Consider the following 17,416-nt stretch of genomic DNA (forward strand, 5'->3'; position numbering starts at 1 on the left):
ATGTTTCTTCTGGTCGTCGCATTCCTGCATAGTACCCTCACCGATTATCACCCTAGTGTCCGGTATCTCACCGTGATCCGTAAGAGAGTCGTTTCGCAACTCTCAAAACCTGAATAGGAAAGATTCTCATTTGAGATAGGAAATCACCACCCGGGGGCTGTCCGCCCTCTCGATTATCCTTCTCGCTGGGAGCATCTTTTTCTATCGAAACGAGTCTTGAATGGATTCTTCCCGCTGGGAGCATCTTTTTCTATCGAAACGAGTCTTGAATGGATTCTTCCCGGATATAAGATCTTATCATTATAAACGGCACCGTCTCTGTCCAGGTCGAATTATCGTTCAGGAAAACAAGCGGGGAAGGTATTGGTACAGGCATTAACACGAGAGAGACGACTCCTTACCATAATGAAAAATAATTGAGATGAGTAACAGATGGGAAAGAAACAGTATATTATACCAAAAATTATCGATCTCTCCATCGAGACCATAACCGGGGTCGGGGCGAGATATTGTACGTACGGGGGAAATATTGGTACCTCTACTTGTCATCAGGGTCAGGGTGCAACAGGCACATGTATTGGTGGGAATGGTGCTTCTGCAGGCTGTTCCTCTGGAAATCTTCCCTATCAGTCAGGAGTATTATGTTGGAGTGGAAGTGCAGCGGGAACAATCTGTGAAGCTGGGAATTCTGCCAGTGGGACATTTGGTAAGTGTTTCAGTGGAAGTTCTGCTACTGGGTACTGTCTCGGCGGGTCGGCTGCTCTTTCACCAAGCGTCCTTTGCACTTCTGGTAACAGTCAGGTTTCCCTCGATAGTTCATAGTCTCTCATGGTTCACTCCCCCATTTTAGACTACAGCATACCACCCTTCCTTTTTTACAGCAATAATTTCCACGAAAAACTTCTTTGAAATGGTACAGAGAACCATTCGCATATTGTGCCTTCATGTATTTCTTCTTCAATGGTTGCAATTTATGGGATTCTACGTATTGCAGTAAAATTTCCTTGTTTATGCATCCTATCGGACTACCAGAGTAGTCTCAATATGGAGATATCAAGCCTAAAATTGACCCTCTGTGTGGCGGGAATATATACCTGGATAAAGTGATATATGTGTCCTTTTCTTTCAGATGGTAACGAATGAGGATGTCCAGTGAGATTCTTAACACTGGACAACCTCAACACGAATCCCTGTATCAATTCGGTAATTATAAAATCCGTCTCTCCTTATATTTGTAAAGGATTAGAACATGACTGTTGATACCATCAAGCGTGTGTACACAAATTGACTCGGTGCATATCACAGGTATGTTTCTTCTGGCCGTCGCATTCCTGTATAGTACACACAAGATTACCACCCCACCAGTACCCGGTATCCCACCGTGATCCTTAAGTTAGTCGTTTCGTAACTCTCACTGAACAGGAAAGATACTCATGCGAGATGGAAAACAAGCGGAAAAGGTAGCGGTACAGACGCAAAGACAGGAGAGACGACTTCTTGCATATTGAAAAAATGTTGAGATGAGTAACAGATGGGAAAGAAACAGTATATTGCACCAAAAATTATCGATCTCTCGATTGAGACATTAACCGGGGTCGGGGCGGGAAGTTGCAATACAGGGGGAGGAGTTACCTCTTCTTGTACTACTCATGGGACTAGTGCAAACACTGCATGTGATCTCGGGTATGGTGCTTCAGCAAGTTGTGCAGGTGGAGAGTTACCCTTTCAAACGGGAGAATATTGTGGTCTTGGGAATTCAGCGGGACAATGTAGGAGTGGGAATAATGCCACTCGTGCAGATGGAGAGTGTCATAGTGGAAATACTGCTACTGGGGTGTGTGATCCCGTTGGAGGTACTCCGAACCCTTCGAATTTTTGCCTTAGTGGACCAACTAATGCGAATTGCTACTCAGGAGGCGCTCAGGCTCCACACGGGAGTTCATAATCACTCATGGTTCCACCCCGTTTCCGACAATAGTATACTTACCCCCCTTTTTTCTGAACAATCCTGCATCGATTCAACATTTGTTCAGGACACCCCTTTTTGTGACATTCATTGACAAGGCAAGAACGAAATCAGATTCACCGGTTTATTCATGCATCAACTCTCTCCTACCGGGTGCCACAGGGCCAGAGTACGACGGATATTGTTCATGAATTACTGAGACAGGGCACACAACTACCGACTCATGTTTATTACTTGTATACCAATGGCATATGAGCAGCAGCTTTTATCAAGCGTTTCCATTTTACAATATGAATAATTATATTTATCACTTTGATTCTGAAGAGATTACAAAGATTTTAGCGAAAAATTTGTGCTATGCGGATGCAGACTCATCACGAGAAACCCAGTCTGAAAACCATCACTTCAGAGACTCGTAATACAAAATAGATACAGGTATCCCTGTTATCTGAATAGTTTCTGTTCAATAACTTCCCAGAACCTGCCGGTCAACGTAGCATTGAGGAGATAGACCGGGATCTTCCTGACCAAGGTACATGCATTCGCAAAACTAAGAGTTCTCATCTCGTTCTGAAGTTCTTTATCCATAAGGTGGAACTGGTTCCAGGTTGCCTGACTGAACGAATTGGTCATACAGACTGCTGCTTGGGATTGAGGAAATGATTCTATGGTATCCTCATCAGCCTGTTTGAGAATGCAGATCGCTTTCAGTGGATATGCAAGGGTCGGATTCCAGAAAAGTCCCTCTTGTCCGGCTGCAATTTTACTTGCGGTTGGAAGCACCGAGACGAGATATCCTCCGGAGCCATCAGGAATGACCAGACAATTCTCATCGCCGGGTGCTGACCAGGGTGAAGGAACCCGCCGGGCTGATGTGGATTTTCCTCCTCCGCTGGATGCGGCTAACAGAACCGCCTGTCCATCGCGGACCAGGGTTGCAGCATGAAGAAGAAGGCAATGCTCACACAGAAGTATGGCACTAATACCAACCATCAGTAATTTTACCCCTGATGAAAAATGTTCGGGGCAATCTGCGGCCGAATCCGGAATTCCGATATCTATCAATTTTTGTTTCTGGTTGAGAGCTATCTTCCCATATACACTGCCAAAAACCTTCCAGTCTTCAGAACGGACGGGATCTTCAGGTAAAAGCGGAGCAACTGATATCAGTCCTGAGTTGAGAATCTCTCCCGGAGAGAGGGTGAGGAGAGGAACAATGGTTTCCAGCCACCAGAACCGGTCAGGATCGGCAGTGATCGTCCAGTGGTGTTCCTGTGGCAATGAAAGGGTATACATGAAAAATGATCTTTTGTCCAAACATTCAGTGTACTTGTCCTTCAGCCAGCCGAGTCATCGGAAATATACCGGCCTTTAGTGCATCTTCACAGAATTTATGGCCGGCAAGGAGATCTTTTTCCACATAGTAATTATTTGCAACACACTGACCGATACAGACATTCTTCACCAGACACCGGGAACAGACCCCTTTCAGATCCTTTGGAAGATGTTCACGGATCTCGTTTAATGCGTCTGCTTTCTCCCAGATACCTTTGATCTGATCCCTGGATGCATGACCGAAACAGAGTTCAGAAACACTAGTTCCGATACCACAGAGGGCATAGGTTCCATCTGAAAGGACTCCGAGTATGGAGAAGATACCGCATCGTCCACAGTTCCCCTGCGGTCCATACAGCGATGAGAGCGATCTGAATGCAAAGGGAAGATTCGTCATCAACGGGATCTTCAGTTCTTTTTGTAGCTCGTTCTGCACCCACCGGGAGAGTTCAATCTGTTCCTGCACTGTGACCGTTGCTCCTTCAGCTTCCATCGCTTCGCCTCGTGCAGTCGGGGTGACAAAATTGTATTTAACAGAGCCAGCTCCCATCTGCTGCGCATATTTTGCCAGATCTGCCATTTCACCTTTGTTTCTTCCGGCAACAGCCATGATCACCTGAGGATGGATACCGGTTTCTACGAGGGTTTTCACTCCCTGGCTTGCCCGGTCAAAGGATCCCCTAACTCCCCGCATCCATTCATGAGATTCACGGTTTCCGTCGATACTAATGGAAATAAATGAACCGGGACAGGATTTTATCAGGTCTGCAATATGCGGAGTTACCGCAACTCCGTTTGACTCGATGGTAAGATTGAGATGCTGATCCCTGATGAACCGGAGCATAGGGATGATGTCAGGGTGGATGAGAGGTTCTCCTCCGGTGAGTTTCACTCCCGAGAGGCCGATTTCTTTTGCTTCAGTAACGATCTTTTTGAAGAGATCGAATGGGAGAGCTTTCTGAGACCGGTCAGAGTGTTCAAAGGTCGGTGCGATCCAGCAGTGACGGCAGGCCATGTTGCAGTCACCGGTGAGATAAAAGTACAACGTCCCAAGAGGAGGAACGGTTTTTGGTATTGTCTCTTCAGTCATAGGAATCGGGTATCATCAGTATTCAAAATCTGAAATATTTCATAACGCTGATAAATTATTATTTATTCAATAATTTTGCAATTTTTATGGGATGGAGGTTGTTTTGAAGAGAAATCACGGAATACTGACGATTCGTCCTCCCTCTGCAAGGAACTTCTTTAGACATCCACCTGGACTCGGGACATAAACATCACCGGTTCGTGAATACCCGTCTGCAGGACAATTTCCGGTGCAGGTCATCCGGTACCCACAATCTGCGCAATCCGGAAATGTCGAGAGAGGGATGGTATACCGTTGCCGGAGCCGGTTGAATTCGGGATGGTTCTGCCATACATCAAGGAGTTTATGCTGATTGATCTTCCCGAGTTCAATGTGGGAAAGCATCCCGCAGGGAACATAGGTCCCGTCCGGCCGAACTGCCATCTTACTCCACATACATCCGCATCCGGTCAGAAAACCACGTCCGGGGATGGTTCGACCCTCAATCCGTGCCTGTTCCATCTCCTGGAAATTTTTCCCTTGTGCAAGTGGACCGGCAGATGCAGTAATCCGGTTGTTGTACCGTTTCGCAAGTTTGAGGATCTTTTCCATCGCAATGCAGGTCTCTGCCGGGGTAAGGCTCACTTCTTCCTCGTTTTCCCGGGCCAGTCCCTGATAACTGGCACTATTGGTAGAAATGGATCCCATTCCCATCTCATCCAGGAGCAGATGAGCAATGTTTTCAAGATCATTCAGGTTATACCGGTGAATGGTAACCCGTGATGTAACCCACACTCCGGCATCCTGCAGGGTTTTAATTCCCCGGATTGCCCCATCAAATGCCCCGGTACCCCGAAGACGATCATGTACGGCTGTACAGGATCCATCAACCGATATCTGGACATAGTTACATCGTCCTGTCGATGCGATGAACGTTGCAATATCCGGGGTGATCAGACCACCATTGGAGAGGACGGCAAACCGCATCTTGTTTGCGACAATCCCTTCGATCATCTCCCTGAGATCTTCCTTGATGAACGGTTCTCCTCCGCCGATGGTGATATCCATAATCCCGGCATTCCCGCATTCTTCAAAGAAGGGTCGCCACCCGGATGCAGGGATTTCTCCCCCGGTATCTGCAGGGCTTGTCCGGTGAAAGCAGTACTTGCATTTCAGGTTGCACCGGGAGGTGATATCGATGTCAATGGACTTGGGAGTTTTCATCACCCTGCGGTTTTCGGTCATAATCTTCCGTCATCTAACCTGAGCGTATCCGAGTCGTACAATCTGATCCAGGAAATTTTTGATGTCTTCAGTCAGATCGTCAGGCAGGTTTTCGTATTCATCCTGAATCTGTGCAATGATTCCGTTCAGATCTTTGCCTTCATTCAGAGATTTCCAAATGGTAACCCCGGTAGGAGTCAGGCCAACGGCTTTTCCGGTATCAGGATTGAACAGGAGTGCCCAGTCATCAAACTCTTCGCGGAGTGAGATCTGAGATCCTGGTGTTGGGATTGAAATCTGGTTAGTCATGATGAAAAATTTTCGTGTTGTGCATTGCCTGAACGGCATAAAAGAAGGTCTGCATTACCAGAATCACATTTAGGTTTGTCTTGCCCTACTCCGACGTAACATGTTGAGGGTGAACCCCCAAAACCACAGAAACTCCGGTTGGCAGATCCACCAAGATTACAAGTTCCCTGTAGATTTGAATTCCCAGGAGTACACATGGTGGCGGTATGGTTGGGAATATAACCATCAGCGCATGCACCAGTTGCAGCACCACCAAAATTAGTACAACTGGTTTGTGCTCCACTTCTGGTACTACACCCGGAACTACTAAAATGGAATCCATCTTGGCATAGTGTCGCCCCGATCCCGGTGACCCCTTCTATACTCAGATCGATTACAAGTGGCTTTTCATGTAATTTCTTCACCATGTTAAACCCTGATAATTAACCTCTATTAAGGACTGTTTTCAAAATCAGTCAGAACAGATATACTCTACGTAATAATTATTTAGGCACGTAGGAATAATGATATCGATTTGATTTTCGATACCATGGTAATGAGGATCGCGTATGATTACGTATGGAGATCTGATTTACAGATCTCTCCCATACGAAATAATATTTCAGGTTGCACCGTGAGGTGATATCGATATCAATGGACTTCAGGGTTTTCATGACCTAGCGGTTTTCGGTTGTAATCCTCCATCATCCGGCTTAAGCGTACTCGAGTCGTACAATCTGATCAAAGAAGTTTTTGATATCTTCAGTCAGATCCTCAGGAATGTTCTCGTATTCATCCTGAATCGCTGCAATGATTCCCTTCAGATCTTTGCCTTCATTCAGAGATTTCCAGATGGTAACCTCTGTCGGGGTCAGGGTTGAACAGGAGTGTCCAGTCATCAAACTCTTCGCGGAGTGAGATCTGAGAACCTGGTGTTGGGATCGAAATCTGTTAGTCATGATGAAAAATGTCCGGGTTGTGCATTGCCTAAATTGCATACAAAGATTCTGCAGCACCAGCATTACAAGAACTGGTGGTTCGTCCTCCTCCGGTGTAGCATATTGAGGGTCCACCCCCACTACTGCAGATACTTTGGCTCGCAGATCCCCCCGTTTGACATTATCCCTGTAGATTTGAATGCCCAGAAACACACATGGCGGCGTTATGGTTGGGAGCAAAACCATTAGTGTATGCACCAGTTACCATACCACCATCATTACAACTGCTTTGTGCACCCCTTCCGATATTACACGCGGAACTATTAACCTTTGGTCCAGATTGACATTCTGTCGCCCCGATCCCGGTGACGCCTTCTATACTCAGATCTATTACAAGTGGCTTTCCATATGATTTCTTTACAATATTAAACTCCGGTTATCCCCATATGATGGGATAACGGTTTAAAATCAGTCAGAACTGATAGACTCAAGTTATTGTTATTCGAATAAGTAAGAATAATGATATCAAATTAATTTTTCAAATATGGTAATTACGATCATTACGTATGATTACGAATGGGGTTTTGATTTGCAGATCTCCCATCTTTGTAAATCATTATGGATTATCTGATTCAACCTCCATGTACCAAAAATCATGCCCGATTTGTCAAGTGAAAGCAGTTCTTGCATTTCAGGTTGCACCGGGAGGTGATATCGATATCAATGGACTTTGGGGTTTTCATGACGTGGTTCTCGGTTATGATCTTGTATGATCCAGCCTGGGCGTATCCGAGCCATACAACCTGATCACAGAAATTTTTGATATCTTCAGTCAGATCAGCAGGGAGGCTCTCGTATTCATCCTGAATCAGTGCAATGATTCCATTCAGATCTTTGCCTTCATTCAGATATTTCCAGATGGTAACTCCGGTAGGAGTCAGGCCAACGGCCTTTCCGGTATCAGGGTTGAACAGGAGTGCCCAGTCATCATACTCTTCGCGGAGTGAGATATGAGATTCTGGTGTTGGGATTGAAATCTGGTTAGTCATCATGAAAAATGTTGGAGTTGTCCATTGCCAGAACGGCATAAAAGAGAATCTGCATTACCATCAGAATTACACATAGGTTTGTCTTGCCCTACTCCGGTATTACATATTGAGGGTGAACCCCCAAAATTGCACAAACTCCGGTTCGCAGATGCCCCACGACTACAAGCTCCCTGTAGATTTAAATCCCCAAACCAACACATGGTGGTTGTATTGTTGGGAGTATCACCATCAGCGCATGTACCAGTTACAGCACTACCAAAATTCGTACAACTGGTTTGTGCTCCACTTCCGGTACTACACACGGAACTACTAACATGTAATCCATGATTACATTCTGTCGCCCCGATCCCGGTAGCGCCTTCTATACTCAGATCTATTACAAGTGGCTTTCCATACGTTTTTTTTACCATATTAAACTCCGATTATTACCGGATAATGAGATGAACGGTTTCAAAATCAACCAGAATTGATATACTTTAAGTTATGACTATTCGAGCACGTAGGAATAATGATATCGATTTGATTTTCGATTTTGATATGGTAATTACGATCATCGCGTCTGATTACTAATGGATTCCGATTTGAATAGTATCGGATCTGAATTTTGTAGTGTACCCCTTCTTCACTAATCAGGCTTTAGAAGGATGGGAAAGGGTAACCCATCTTGTCTATTCAACTAACGTGTGGCTGGTTTTCACGACGAACAGGAGGTATCGCAATGTACGAGATATGTTCAATTTCGCTTACACTCGAGGACATCTCGGATAAAGAATAAAAAATTCTTTGTCAAGCGACTACTTCCACGAATCTCAAAAGCAGTGAAAATAGCATGTTCCATCCCTGGAAGATGGGGAGGGATTAATCTCTCCTTGCTATTTGACGATCTGATGCTGCGAAACTGTGGGCACGGTTATTATTAACGTTGTTAATAGATATGGATCTTTTTATTATGAAAGATAACTATATAACACTGATCTCTATTGCCACCTGAAATAAGACCTTTAGTTGTATTGACGGCCTGAATAGTTACAAAAACAATTTACGTACCAAGGGTCGGAATGTTTGACAGAAATCAATCTCATTCTCTCTGGACAGGAAAGGGAGTTAAAGAAAAGCAGATAGAAAAAAGAAGGTACCGCTTGGACCCTCATCGAATCAATCGTATTGATCTGATTCACAACGCCTTTGTCAGCTTGATGATATGAAGGGCTGTTGAGTACTACCATTATTGTTACAGAACCCGGCACCAGAACCATTATTACATGTGCCATTAGTCTGAGAATATTTTACAGAGGAACCTGATCCACAGTAAAGGGATGGAGAATTTCCTGAAAAACATTCACTAAAAGCCCCTGATGCATTAGCACCATTAACCCAACATGCTCCTGCTGCATCTGATCCAGTAGCATTACACACAACTGCATTGTAATTAGGACTCGTTCCGTCATTACATGATGATGATGCCCATCCTCCGACATGGCAAGTATTCACATACCCACCACCATCGCCGCAGTCTGAATCGCTAAAACTGGGTCCTGTATCGCATAAAGAACCACCAATTCCAGTCACACCTTCTATGCTTAAATCGATTACTATTGGAGGGACATACACCTTTTTTACCATGATTTTCTTCCGTTCGCTTGGAAATTGATCCGAACAATCTGTTTAACTTGTGAAATAAATATAACAGATGCTCTTTTTTTATAGATAGAAAAATTTCTTTCGGTTTTATCCTGATATCTCATTGAGGTTGTCCATTGTAGAGAATCAAAGGCCAAATTATCTTCCGTTTTGGCTAATTTCAAGAAAGATCTATATGCAAAATCCTTCATTGGACAGCCTCTCTTCAATCCCCGTATCTAACAGGTAATGTTAAAATCCCCCCACTAAATATCTTGAATAGGTTCGAACGTGACTGCTGATACATCAAGAGCGTGAACACAAATTGAATCGCTGTATATCGCAGTTATGTTTATTCTGGTTGTCGCATTCCTGCATACTACCCACACCAGATAACCCCCCCACCGGTACCCGGTATCTCACCGTGCTCCTTGAGAGAGCAGTTCCGCAACTCTCAAAAACCTGAACGGGAAAGATTCTCATGTGAGATGGAAAACCAACACCCGGGGGCTGTCCACCCTCCCAATCATCCTTCTCGCTGGGAGCAGCCTTTTCTATCGTATCGGGTCTGGAATGGAACCGTCCCAGATAAAGGAAATTTTTATCATTATGAACGGCACTTTCTTGGTCGGATTCTCCTTCTGGGAAAGCGAGTGAGGAAGGTATTGGTACAGGTACGAAGACAGGAGAGACGACTCCTTACCGTAATGAAAAAATAATTGAGATGAGTAACAGATGGGAAAGAAACAGTATATTGCACAAAAATTATCGATCTCTCTTTAGAGACAATAACCGGGGTCGGGGCGGGAAATTGCCTTACTGGGAGAGACTTTGGTACCGCTTCTTGTACAACTGAGGGTCAAGGTGCAACCAGCACATGCAATCACGGGGATGCTGTTTCAGCAAGCTGTTCCACTGGAAACCTCCCCCATCAGTCGGGAGAAATGTGTTATCCTGGGAGTAATGCGGGAACATTCTGTGAGGATGGAGGATCTGCCAGTGGGGCATTTGGAAGGTGTACCCCTGGAAGTGCAGCTACTGGGATGTGTGTGGATGGCAATTTTGCGACCGCCAGCTTTTGTGATACGGGATCAGGTAAGGGTCTTTGCTCTAATGGAAATGATCAGGTTTCCTACGGGAATTCATAATCTCTCATAGTTCCCCCCAATTTTCTATTGCAGTATGCCAACTTTTCTTTGTCCTGAAAAACCCGGTCATGTAACACCAAGTTTTTCATGGCATCATCACTAGCGGCTAGAGATAAAACGTGATTAATAAAATAATTCGCTAAACATCAATTCCTGTTGACTTATATTCTGTACTATCAATATCTATCGACACTGATATGGTGATCTCTTCATGACCTCCCAAAGCGGCCCGATCGGTAAAATTCCCTTGCGAGGTCGACTTCGTCTTTTGAGAGATTCTCTGACCTATGTACCTCCTGGCAAAGATGGAGAATTTAAATATCGCGACATACTCTATTTTACCCGGTATCTCATCCCATTAAAATATGCCATCATTTCATCGCTCATCCTCACTTTCATCTCCTCACTCCTCGGGACCGCCCTCCCGCTCTCCGGGAAATGGATCATCGACTATATCTTTATGCATCAGAGTATAGAGCCGGTTCTGGATAGACTCTCGGCTCATCATCTGGCATTTCTCGTCCCATTTGCCTCACAAGTCTTCTCATCATTGCCACTTCTGATCGGAACACTTGCGGTAGTTTCAATTGTTAAATACCTCATCGGAAACGAGCTGTCACTCATCAACTATCGGATCAATACCGAGTATGGGTACCGGGTGAAGATGGCAGTCTTTACCCATGTGATGAAATACCCGGTCTCATTCTTCAAATCCACCAGGAGCGGATATCTTCTCGCCAGAATCAGTTCAGATACGGCGGGTCTCTCAGGAATCTCGGGAAGTTTTCTTCAGAACATTATCACTGCCGGCACATCGCTTTGTGTGACTGCAACAGTCCTTTCTGCCTTGTCTCTTCCCCTGACGCTCTTTGTAATAATTACTGTCCCGGTATCGGTTATCATCAGTTACTGGGTTGTCAGGTTCACCAGATCCTATAGTATCAGGATGCGGGAGTCCGGCCTACAGATGGCAGCTGACGGACAGGACCTCTTCAGTTCAATCGACCTTATCAAAACCCATGCAGCAGAAGAGCGGGAACTTAACCGGTACATGAAGAGAACCCTCGATAATATCTCCCTAAACATCGCAAGCATGCTCTTTGGTCAGGTAACCGGTGGCGTCCAGATGGCATTCACCAATATTGTCAGGCTTATCGTTATGCTCTATGGAGGAAGCCTCGTCCTCTCGAACCAGATGTCCATCGGATCATATACTGCATTCCTTGCAATGTACCCACAGCTTACCGGTGCCATCTCAACGTTCCTGCAGATGCCACTTAATCTGCAGGGAACCGCTCTTGCTGCCGGAAGAGTAAAAGAACTCCTTGACATGACCACCGAGTATGAACATGACGATCCGAAAAAGACCCTGCTCTATCCTGATATCAGAACAAACGGGCACATTATCGTAGATTGTGTTTCATTTTCCTATGATCCTGATACTCCGGTGCTGAAAGATGTCAGCCTGGAGATACAACCCGGCGACCGAATCGGACTCATCGGTCAGACAGGGGCAGGAAAGACCACTTTTATCAACTTACTTCTCAAATTTTATCGCCCTAATCAGGGAAAGATACTCATCGACGATTATGATTATGCTGATCTGAACCCAGCCTGGATTAGAAATCAGATAGCGGTCGTCTCACAGGATCTGATGCTCTTTCATGATACGGTGATGAACAATATCAGGTATAGCAGACCTGAAGCGGATGATGAGGAAGTCATGAGAGCAGCACAATCGGCAGGCATTCATGATGAAATTATCAGGCTCCAAAACGGGTATGATACAATAGTTGGAGAAAGAGGAAGCAAACTTTCAGGCGGGCAGAAACAACGGATCGCTATCGCACGTGCCTTTCTGCGTAATGCCCAGATTGTTATTCTGGATGAACCAACCGCTCACCTTGATATCGAAACTGAAGAACTACTAATCAGGGAGTTTATTAGTGTCTGTTCTGGAAGAACCATGGTTGTTATCACTCACCGGGAGAGTCTGCTCCGGTTGGTGGATCGGGTATATCGGTTGAAGAAAGGAAAGATACACGAAGAAAAGAGGGATGCATCATTAATCAGTGCATAGAGACGTTGTCGAAATATCACGTTTAAATATTGAATCTGTAACCTGATTTTATGAATTTATATAAAAGGTTCGTTAATGATGCTTGAATTTTCCCTCATATTAAACCGGTGACTTAATATGATCCCGTTATCTCATATCTTTGAAGATGATAATTCACTTTTTGAACTCATTCAGTTGTTAAGCCCTGACTACTTTAGACGGGAATCGATCCCCAATGATCACTGGCCTCAGATCATCTCATACGCTGACCGGATGCGGGTTATCCCTCTCCTTTTTTATACACTAAAACAGTATGATGGGATTGAACTACCAACTGAAATCTACCGTACCCTCATGACGAGGTATCTCGCAAATGGGGGACGAAATCTCATGTTATCCTCAGAACTGAAAAAAATCCTGAACGCATTTGACCAAAATGATATACAGGTAGTACCACTCAAAGGTGCATATCTTGCATATGCAGTGTATGAACGCTCCTCCATGCGGCAGATGCTTGACCTGGATCTCATGGTAAAATGGGAAGATATGCCAAAGGCAATCACTATCCTTGAAACACTCGGATATATGGCCACCGGCACTTTCCATTGGGATGAGGAATGTCGAAGATTTGATCATCATGGTCCTGGTTACCGACATCCATCCGGTTCAATGGTAGAACTCCATTGGAATATAATTGATGCTCACAGTATGGGTGAAAGAGAAATTGCAATTGGAGAGATTTTCATAAACCGGGCCCGACCAGGATTACTTTTAGAGACAAAGACATACCTTTTGACACCAGAGGATCTCATCCTGCATAGTGTTGTCCATCAGACTCTTCATCATACCTTTCATTTGGGAATCCGGGAATTTTATGATATAAAACAAATATATGTAAAATTCAAAGACAGTATCGACTGGGGTTTACTCATCTCATCAGCAAAAGAGTTAAAAATCGAACGCCCGGTAATGCTAATCTTAACTCTTACCGATCTCATTACGGGATCTGATATAACAAAAAAGATGAGTCGAGAAGGATTTACGTATGAAATCCCGGATCAATATCTTATTTCCGCCCTGGGAGAGATAGAACTGGAGAAATCTGCATATGGCGTATCTTTCAGATTATCTCACTCGAAAAAAGGGATCCTCGGGCTGATATATCCTACACTGAATCGGGTATTTCTCAGTCGCAAGTCCATGCAGATGAAGTATCAGGTACCTTCTGATTCCTTTCGAATCTATCTTTGTTATCCACACCGGCTTTTTTATCTCATTTGGCAATTTGGCCCGAACCTGATTAATGGGTATTTCTCACATCATGAAGATGGAAATAAACACTTTTGGAAATGGTTGTACGGAGGATAATTTCAAAATAAAAATTATCTTCAATGAAGTTAATGTTGAGTCACAAATTTAATGAATATAATTTATGAGTGTCAATGCAGGGTAATGACTTTGAAAGTAATAGATGATACAAATCCATTGTATTTTTATATTCTATCAAAAAGGACGTCCATGGCCTTGTTCCAGATCCTGTTCAGTTGATAGTTATTATCGAATTTGAGGGCATATCATCAACCAAGGTGATAAATAAGAGTTTTAGAGACAAAATTAGTTATTTAGAAATTTTAAGCGAGATATGAGGTCAAATCCGGGGCATATATGGAGTCAGGCAAATAGAGGGTATTTTTCGGTTTAATTTGCGAATGCTCAAAAAATCATTCACTCATATTACAATGCTATTGGGCTCATTTTTCAAATTCGATCAGATGTCAGGCAATGACCCTGATCAGGTGATATAACTAGGTTATAAAAACGAGATATGGGCTCCGATTAGTAGTATCCGTGAACCGGATACCTTCATGGTTACGATACAACTTAGTTTGAAACCTCCCGCTCGTAAGACTATTCTCAACTGATAATCTTACGACTTAATTGCCTTTGATATTGTATATATGATTTACATTTGTTGATCAGATGAGCATACATCTCCAAAACACCCAGAACCAGGAGACAGGATTACTTGAATTTATTATTACACTAACCAGCAAACACTCTGATCCAAACCCAAATACATAAAAATAAAGCGATCAAGTATTAACGCTACTGATATTCGTTATGATCGGCCGCCGGCCGCTGATTGTTATGATTAAAAATTTATCCCAGATTGACATCTCCCGAAAGAAAATACTCCTCAGGGTTGACTTCAATTCACCGATTGATCCCCAGGCAGGAGTTATACTTGATGACAAACGCTTCAGGGAACATTTGAGAACAATCCAGGCGCTCAGAGATGCGATATGTATCATCGTAACCCACCAGAGCAGGCCGGGAAAAAAAGATTTCACCTCCCTTGAGGCTCATGCATCAAGGCTCCAGCAGCTTTTGGGAAAACCTGTTACATTCATCGATGACATCTTCGGCCATACTGCCCAGGATGCAGTTAGAAATGCCCATCCTGGAGATGTTATTATGCTTGAAAATGTCAGGTTCAATGCGGAGGAGAACCTGAAGCTTAACGGAGAAGAATCAGCAAAGACACTCCTTATCAGAAACCTCTCTAAGATGGGAGATATTTTTGTCAATGATGCCTTCGGAACAGCACATCGTTCACAACCCACCATAGTGGGCCTTCCAGAGGTTATGCCGTCAGTGGCAGGTCTTCTTATGGAGAAAGAGATTTCAAACCTTTCCCGGGTCTTTGAGGGAGCTCCTAGGCCGGTCACCTTCATCCTGGGTGGTACTAAGGTTGATGATTCTATCGATGTAGCTCATCACGTACTTTCCAATGGTATTGCTGATCGTGTCATTACCATCGGCGTAGTTGCTAATATCTTCCTTGCAGCTCAGGGAATTACAATAGGTAAACCTTCTTCGGATCTTATCACTCAGCTTGGATATGATAATCAGATTGCAATTGCTAAGGCAATATTGGATGAATTCGGAGAGAAGGTCTTTGTTCCAGAGGCAGTAGCAATCCGAAAAGATGGTATTAGGGTTGAGATTCCGGTTGACCAAATCCCTGCCGACTGTCCAATCCTTGATATCGGCGGAACAGGCCTGAAATCCTGTCTTGATATTATCAAAAATTCTAAAACTGTTGTTCTGAACGGGCCAGCAGGTCTCTTTGAAGAGACAGATTTTGCACTTGGTACCTATGAAATTATCAAGGCTGCAGCAGATGTCCAGTTTTCGGTTGTAGGTGGCGGACATACAGCAGCTGTTATTGAAAAGATGGGATATGATAAACGGTTCACACATATTTCAACCGGTGGCGGAGCATGCATTGAATTCCTGACCGGAAAAAAATTACCAGCAATTGCAGCACTTGAAAAAAGTGCAGCCAAATTTTCATAACTTTTTTCAGACTCAAATAGTCACGTTCATTCCTCTTGACGCAGAATATGATTTGAGAATTCGTGAACCCAATGGGAGACGAGCAGATAGTACTTACTCATATTGCTTTGTATGTAACAAACCTACAGCGGAGCATGGATTTTTATAAAAAAATCCTACGTATGAATGTCTCAGAACCAATCTCACTTAAAGATCAATCAGCCGGACTGAAATATGGACATTCACTGGTAACAAAAGGTCCAGTATTGGTTAGGAATATTATAAACCGGGCTAATCCTTCAGCATATCAACAGATGTTTACAGATATCTGCCACTGCAGTACCGCTGATGGAACTGTCAACCTGATTCTGGTCCAACAAACACATCCTGAAAAAGGATACATCAGATCAGTTACCGGAAATACCCTGTATGGATTCTCGTGTTACCTGTCATCTGATATTGACACCGACGATCTTGCCTGGGATATGGCTATTGCAGATCTCTCTTTTCAGCATGGAGATACTGGAACAGACGGGCTAGATTACTCACTAAATTCCAATAATCATTCACTCTTTGTCAAAGATCCTGACGAGCGGATGATAGAACTCATAACATCAACAGACAGGAAAGGGGAATTTATCACAGGTCTCGGACACGCTGTTATCTATGTCAATAATATTCAGGCAAGCAGAAGATTTTACCAGGAAAAATGTGGTCTGGTCGATATTACCCCTCATTCCCTTGTCCAAAATGAATGGAAAAAGAAGTATGCCTGGATGGGAACAGCAGAGGGATCACCAGTAATTATCCTATACCAGGTTGTAAAACCGGATGGAACCCCGATAATAGCCGGCGGATATGGACTAGATCACATGGGTCTGTCAGCGATTTACAAAGGAGAAGGAGCAATCAGTGAACCAGGATGTGTCACAATACATCCTCCAAATTCAAAAGAGGTATCTGGAAATTACCTTCAGGATCCTGATGGTTATTTGATTGAGATTATGAAATAGGAGAGTCAGAGTTTTTCATCGGTATCAGAACGAATTCCGCTTTCTTCCGCATACCTTCTCCGCTTGATCTTCTCCAGTTCCAAAGGGGTTGGAACCTTGGTCATCGGATCTTTGCGGGTCAGCGAAATATATGCGGCAAAGAGAATCATGAGAACTGAAAGCAACATTAATGAATTAAGCGAAGAGAGAAAGCCGCTTAAATAACCGATGAAGATGAACAGCAGGAGGGTAAAGACCAGTGTAATGCTCCAAACTTTCAAGCCCATAAATTGAATATACATCGTATCTGATGAAAAATAAAAGTTTCACTTCATAATATCATTCCGGAAAAATTCTATGTTTTCAGACAATAGACCGTTGACATCACA

Annotated in this window: 16 protein-coding genes and 1 pseudogene; 7 read left to right on the forward strand and 10 right to left on the reverse strand. The window is 43.9% G+C overall.

Annotation, left to right across the window (positions count from 1 at the left end):
* Positions 1–432: 432 nt before the first annotated feature.
* On the forward strand, positions 433–822 hold the full coding sequence (locus tag DK846_RS05145; RefSeq protein WP_109967869.1) for a hypothetical protein: 390 nt from the start codon (positions 433–435) through the stop codon (positions 820–822).
* Positions 823–1,531: 709 nt separating this feature from the next.
* On the forward strand, positions 1,532–1,945 hold the full coding sequence (locus tag DK846_RS05150) for a hypothetical protein (RefSeq protein WP_146201134.1): 414 nt from the start codon (positions 1,532–1,534) through the stop codon (positions 1,943–1,945).
* A gap of 465 nt (positions 1,946–2,410) precedes the next feature.
* Here DK846_RS05150 and scmC read toward each other — a convergent pair whose 3' ends face one another.
* From scmC to DK846_RS05190, 9 genes and pseudogenes are all read right to left on the reverse strand, one after another.
* Entirely contained in the window at positions 2,411–3,262 is an 852-nt protein-coding gene (gene scmC / locus DK846_RS17600; protein WP_181391634.1) for a SynChlorMet cassette protein ScmC, read from the reverse strand.
* Between the two features lie 25 nt (positions 3,263–3,287).
* Complete coding sequence (gene scmF / locus DK846_RS05160) at positions 3,288–4,391, reverse strand: SynChlorMet cassette radical SAM/SPASM protein ScmF (RefSeq protein WP_109967871.1); 1,104 nt, start codon at positions 4,389–4,391, stop codon at positions 3,288–3,290.
* 114 nt (positions 4,392–4,505) lie between these two features.
* Positions 4,506–5,594 (reverse strand): SynChlorMet cassette radical SAM/SPASM protein ScmE, encoded by a 1,089-nt coding sequence (gene scmE, locus DK846_RS05165; RefSeq protein WP_455429689.1) that lies wholly within the window; start codon positions 5,592–5,594, stop codon positions 4,506–4,508.
* A 30-nt stretch (positions 5,595–5,624) separates the two neighbouring features.
* Positions 5,625–5,903: a PqqD family peptide modification chaperone gene (locus DK846_RS05170; RefSeq protein WP_109967873.1), complete on the reverse strand. Its 279-nt coding sequence runs from the start codon at positions 5,901–5,903 to the stop codon at positions 5,625–5,627.
* Complete coding sequence (locus tag DK846_RS05175; protein ID WP_109967874.1) at positions 5,900–6,310, reverse strand: hypothetical protein; 411 nt, start codon at positions 6,308–6,310, stop codon at positions 5,900–5,902. The genes DK846_RS05170 and DK846_RS05175 overlap by 4 nt, the downstream gene beginning before the upstream one ends.
* 285 nt (positions 6,311–6,595) lie before the next feature.
* On the reverse strand, positions 6,596–7,078 hold the full coding sequence (locus DK846_RS05180; RefSeq protein WP_146201135.1) for a PqqD family protein: 483 nt from the start codon (positions 7,076–7,078) through the stop codon (positions 6,596–6,598).
* Between the two features lie 557 nt (positions 7,079–7,635).
* Positions 7,636–7,908, reverse strand: a pseudogene (locus tag DK846_RS18390) (PqqD family peptide modification chaperone); the annotation flags it as partial.
* Positions 7,869–8,279 carry a hypothetical protein gene (locus tag DK846_RS17420; protein ID WP_146201136.1) on the reverse strand — a complete coding sequence of 137 codons (411 nt, stop codon included), beginning with the start codon at positions 8,277–8,279 and terminating at the stop codon, positions 7,869–7,871. The pseudogene DK846_RS18390 and the gene DK846_RS17420, both read right to left, overlap by 40 nt.
* Positions 8,280–9,057: 778 nt before the next feature.
* Positions 9,058–9,492 carry a hypothetical protein gene (locus DK846_RS05190; RefSeq protein ID WP_109967876.1) on the reverse strand — a complete coding sequence of 145 codons (435 nt, stop codon included), beginning with the start codon at positions 9,490–9,492 and terminating at the stop codon, positions 9,058–9,060.
* A gap of 941 nt (positions 9,493–10,433) precedes the next feature.
* Here DK846_RS05190 and DK846_RS17425 point away from each other — a divergent pair.
* The 5 genes from DK846_RS17425 to DK846_RS05220 all read left to right on the forward strand — a co-directional run bounded on the left by DK846_RS17425 (position 10,434) and on the right by DK846_RS05220 (position 17,048).
* Positions 10,434–10,637 carry a hypothetical protein gene (locus DK846_RS17425; RefSeq protein ID WP_146201137.1) on the forward strand — a complete coding sequence of 68 codons (204 nt, stop codon included), beginning with the start codon at positions 10,434–10,436 and terminating at the stop codon, positions 10,635–10,637.
* Between the two features lie 211 nt (positions 10,638–10,848).
* Positions 10,849–12,717, forward strand: coding sequence for an ABC transporter ATP-binding protein (locus DK846_RS05205; protein ID WP_109967879.1), 1,869 nt, complete (start codon positions 10,849–10,851; stop codon positions 12,715–12,717).
* 117 nt (positions 12,718–12,834) lie between these two features.
* Complete coding sequence (locus tag DK846_RS05210) at positions 12,835–14,064, forward strand: nucleotidyltransferase domain-containing protein (RefSeq protein ID WP_109967880.1); 1,230 nt, start codon at positions 12,835–12,837, stop codon at positions 14,062–14,064.
* A 780-nt stretch (positions 14,065–14,844) separates the two neighbouring features.
* Entirely contained in the window at positions 14,845–16,056 is a 1,212-nt protein-coding gene (locus DK846_RS05215) for a phosphoglycerate kinase (protein WP_109967919.1), read from the forward strand.
* 71 nt (positions 16,057–16,127) lie between these two features.
* A complete protein-coding gene (locus tag DK846_RS05220; RefSeq protein WP_109967881.1) occupies positions 16,128–17,048 on the forward strand; it encodes a VOC family protein in 921 nt (306 codons plus the stop codon).
* A gap of 5 nt (positions 17,049–17,053) precedes the next feature.
* Here the strand turns inward: DK846_RS05220 and DK846_RS05225 are convergent, their stop codons facing one another.
* Positions 17,054–17,329, reverse strand: coding sequence for a hypothetical protein (locus DK846_RS05225; protein ID WP_146201139.1), 276 nt, complete (start codon positions 17,327–17,329; stop codon positions 17,054–17,056).
* Between the last annotated feature and the right edge of the window lie 87 nt (positions 17,330–17,416).

This window comes from Methanospirillum lacunae, assembly GCF_003173355.1.
In the GTDB taxonomy this organism is placed as follows: domain Archaea; phylum Halobacteriota; class Methanomicrobia; order Methanomicrobiales; family Methanospirillaceae; genus Methanospirillum; species Methanospirillum lacunae.

Bases quoted from the DNA above. Each gene is read 5' to 3' on its own strand.
- DK846_RS05145 (WP_109967869.1), top strand. From the start codon at position 433: ATGGGAAAGAAACAGTATATTATACCAAAAATTATCGATCTCTCCATC.
- DK846_RS05150 (WP_146201134.1), top strand. From the start codon at position 1,532: ATGGGAAAGAAACAGTATATTGCACCAAAAATTATCGATCTCTCGATT.
- scmC (WP_181391634.1), bottom strand. From the start codon at position 3,262: ATGTATACCCTTTCATTGCCACAGGAACACCACTGGACGATCACTGCC.
- scmF (WP_109967871.1), bottom strand. From the start codon at position 4,391: ATGACTGAAGAGACAATACCAAAAACCGTTCCTCCTCTTGGGACGTTG.
- scmE (WP_455429689.1), bottom strand. From the start codon at position 5,594: ATGAAAACTCCCAAGTCCATTGACATCGATATCACCTCCCGGTGCAAC.
- DK846_RS05170 (WP_109967873.1), bottom strand. From the start codon at position 5,903: ATGACTAACCAGATTTCAATCCCAACACCAGGATCTCAGATCTCACTC.
- DK846_RS05175 (WP_109967874.1), bottom strand. From the start codon at position 6,310: ATGGTGAAGAAATTACATGAAAAGCCACTTGTAATCGATCTGAGTATA.
- DK846_RS17420 (WP_146201136.1), bottom strand. From the start codon at position 8,279: ATGGTAAAAAAAACGTATGGAAAGCCACTTGTAATAGATCTGAGTATA.
- DK846_RS05190 (WP_109967876.1), bottom strand. From the start codon at position 9,492: ATGGTAAAAAAGGTGTATGTCCCTCCAATAGTAATCGATTTAAGCATA.
- DK846_RS17425 (WP_146201137.1), top strand. From the start codon at position 10,434: ATGTGTTATCCTGGGAGTAATGCGGGAACATTCTGTGAGGATGGAGGA.
- DK846_RS05205 (WP_109967879.1), top strand. From the start codon at position 10,849: ATGACCTCCCAAAGCGGCCCGATCGGTAAAATTCCCTTGCGAGGTCGA.
- DK846_RS05210 (WP_109967880.1), top strand. From the start codon at position 12,835: ATGATCCCGTTATCTCATATCTTTGAAGATGATAATTCACTTTTTGAA.
- DK846_RS05215 (WP_109967919.1), top strand. From the start codon at position 14,845: ATGATTAAAAATTTATCCCAGATTGACATCTCCCGAAAGAAAATACTC.
- DK846_RS05220 (WP_109967881.1), top strand. From the start codon at position 16,128: ATGGGAGACGAGCAGATAGTACTTACTCATATTGCTTTGTATGTAACA.
- DK846_RS05225 (WP_146201139.1), bottom strand. From the start codon at position 17,329: ATGTATATTCAATTTATGGGCTTGAAAGTTTGGAGCATTACACTGGTC.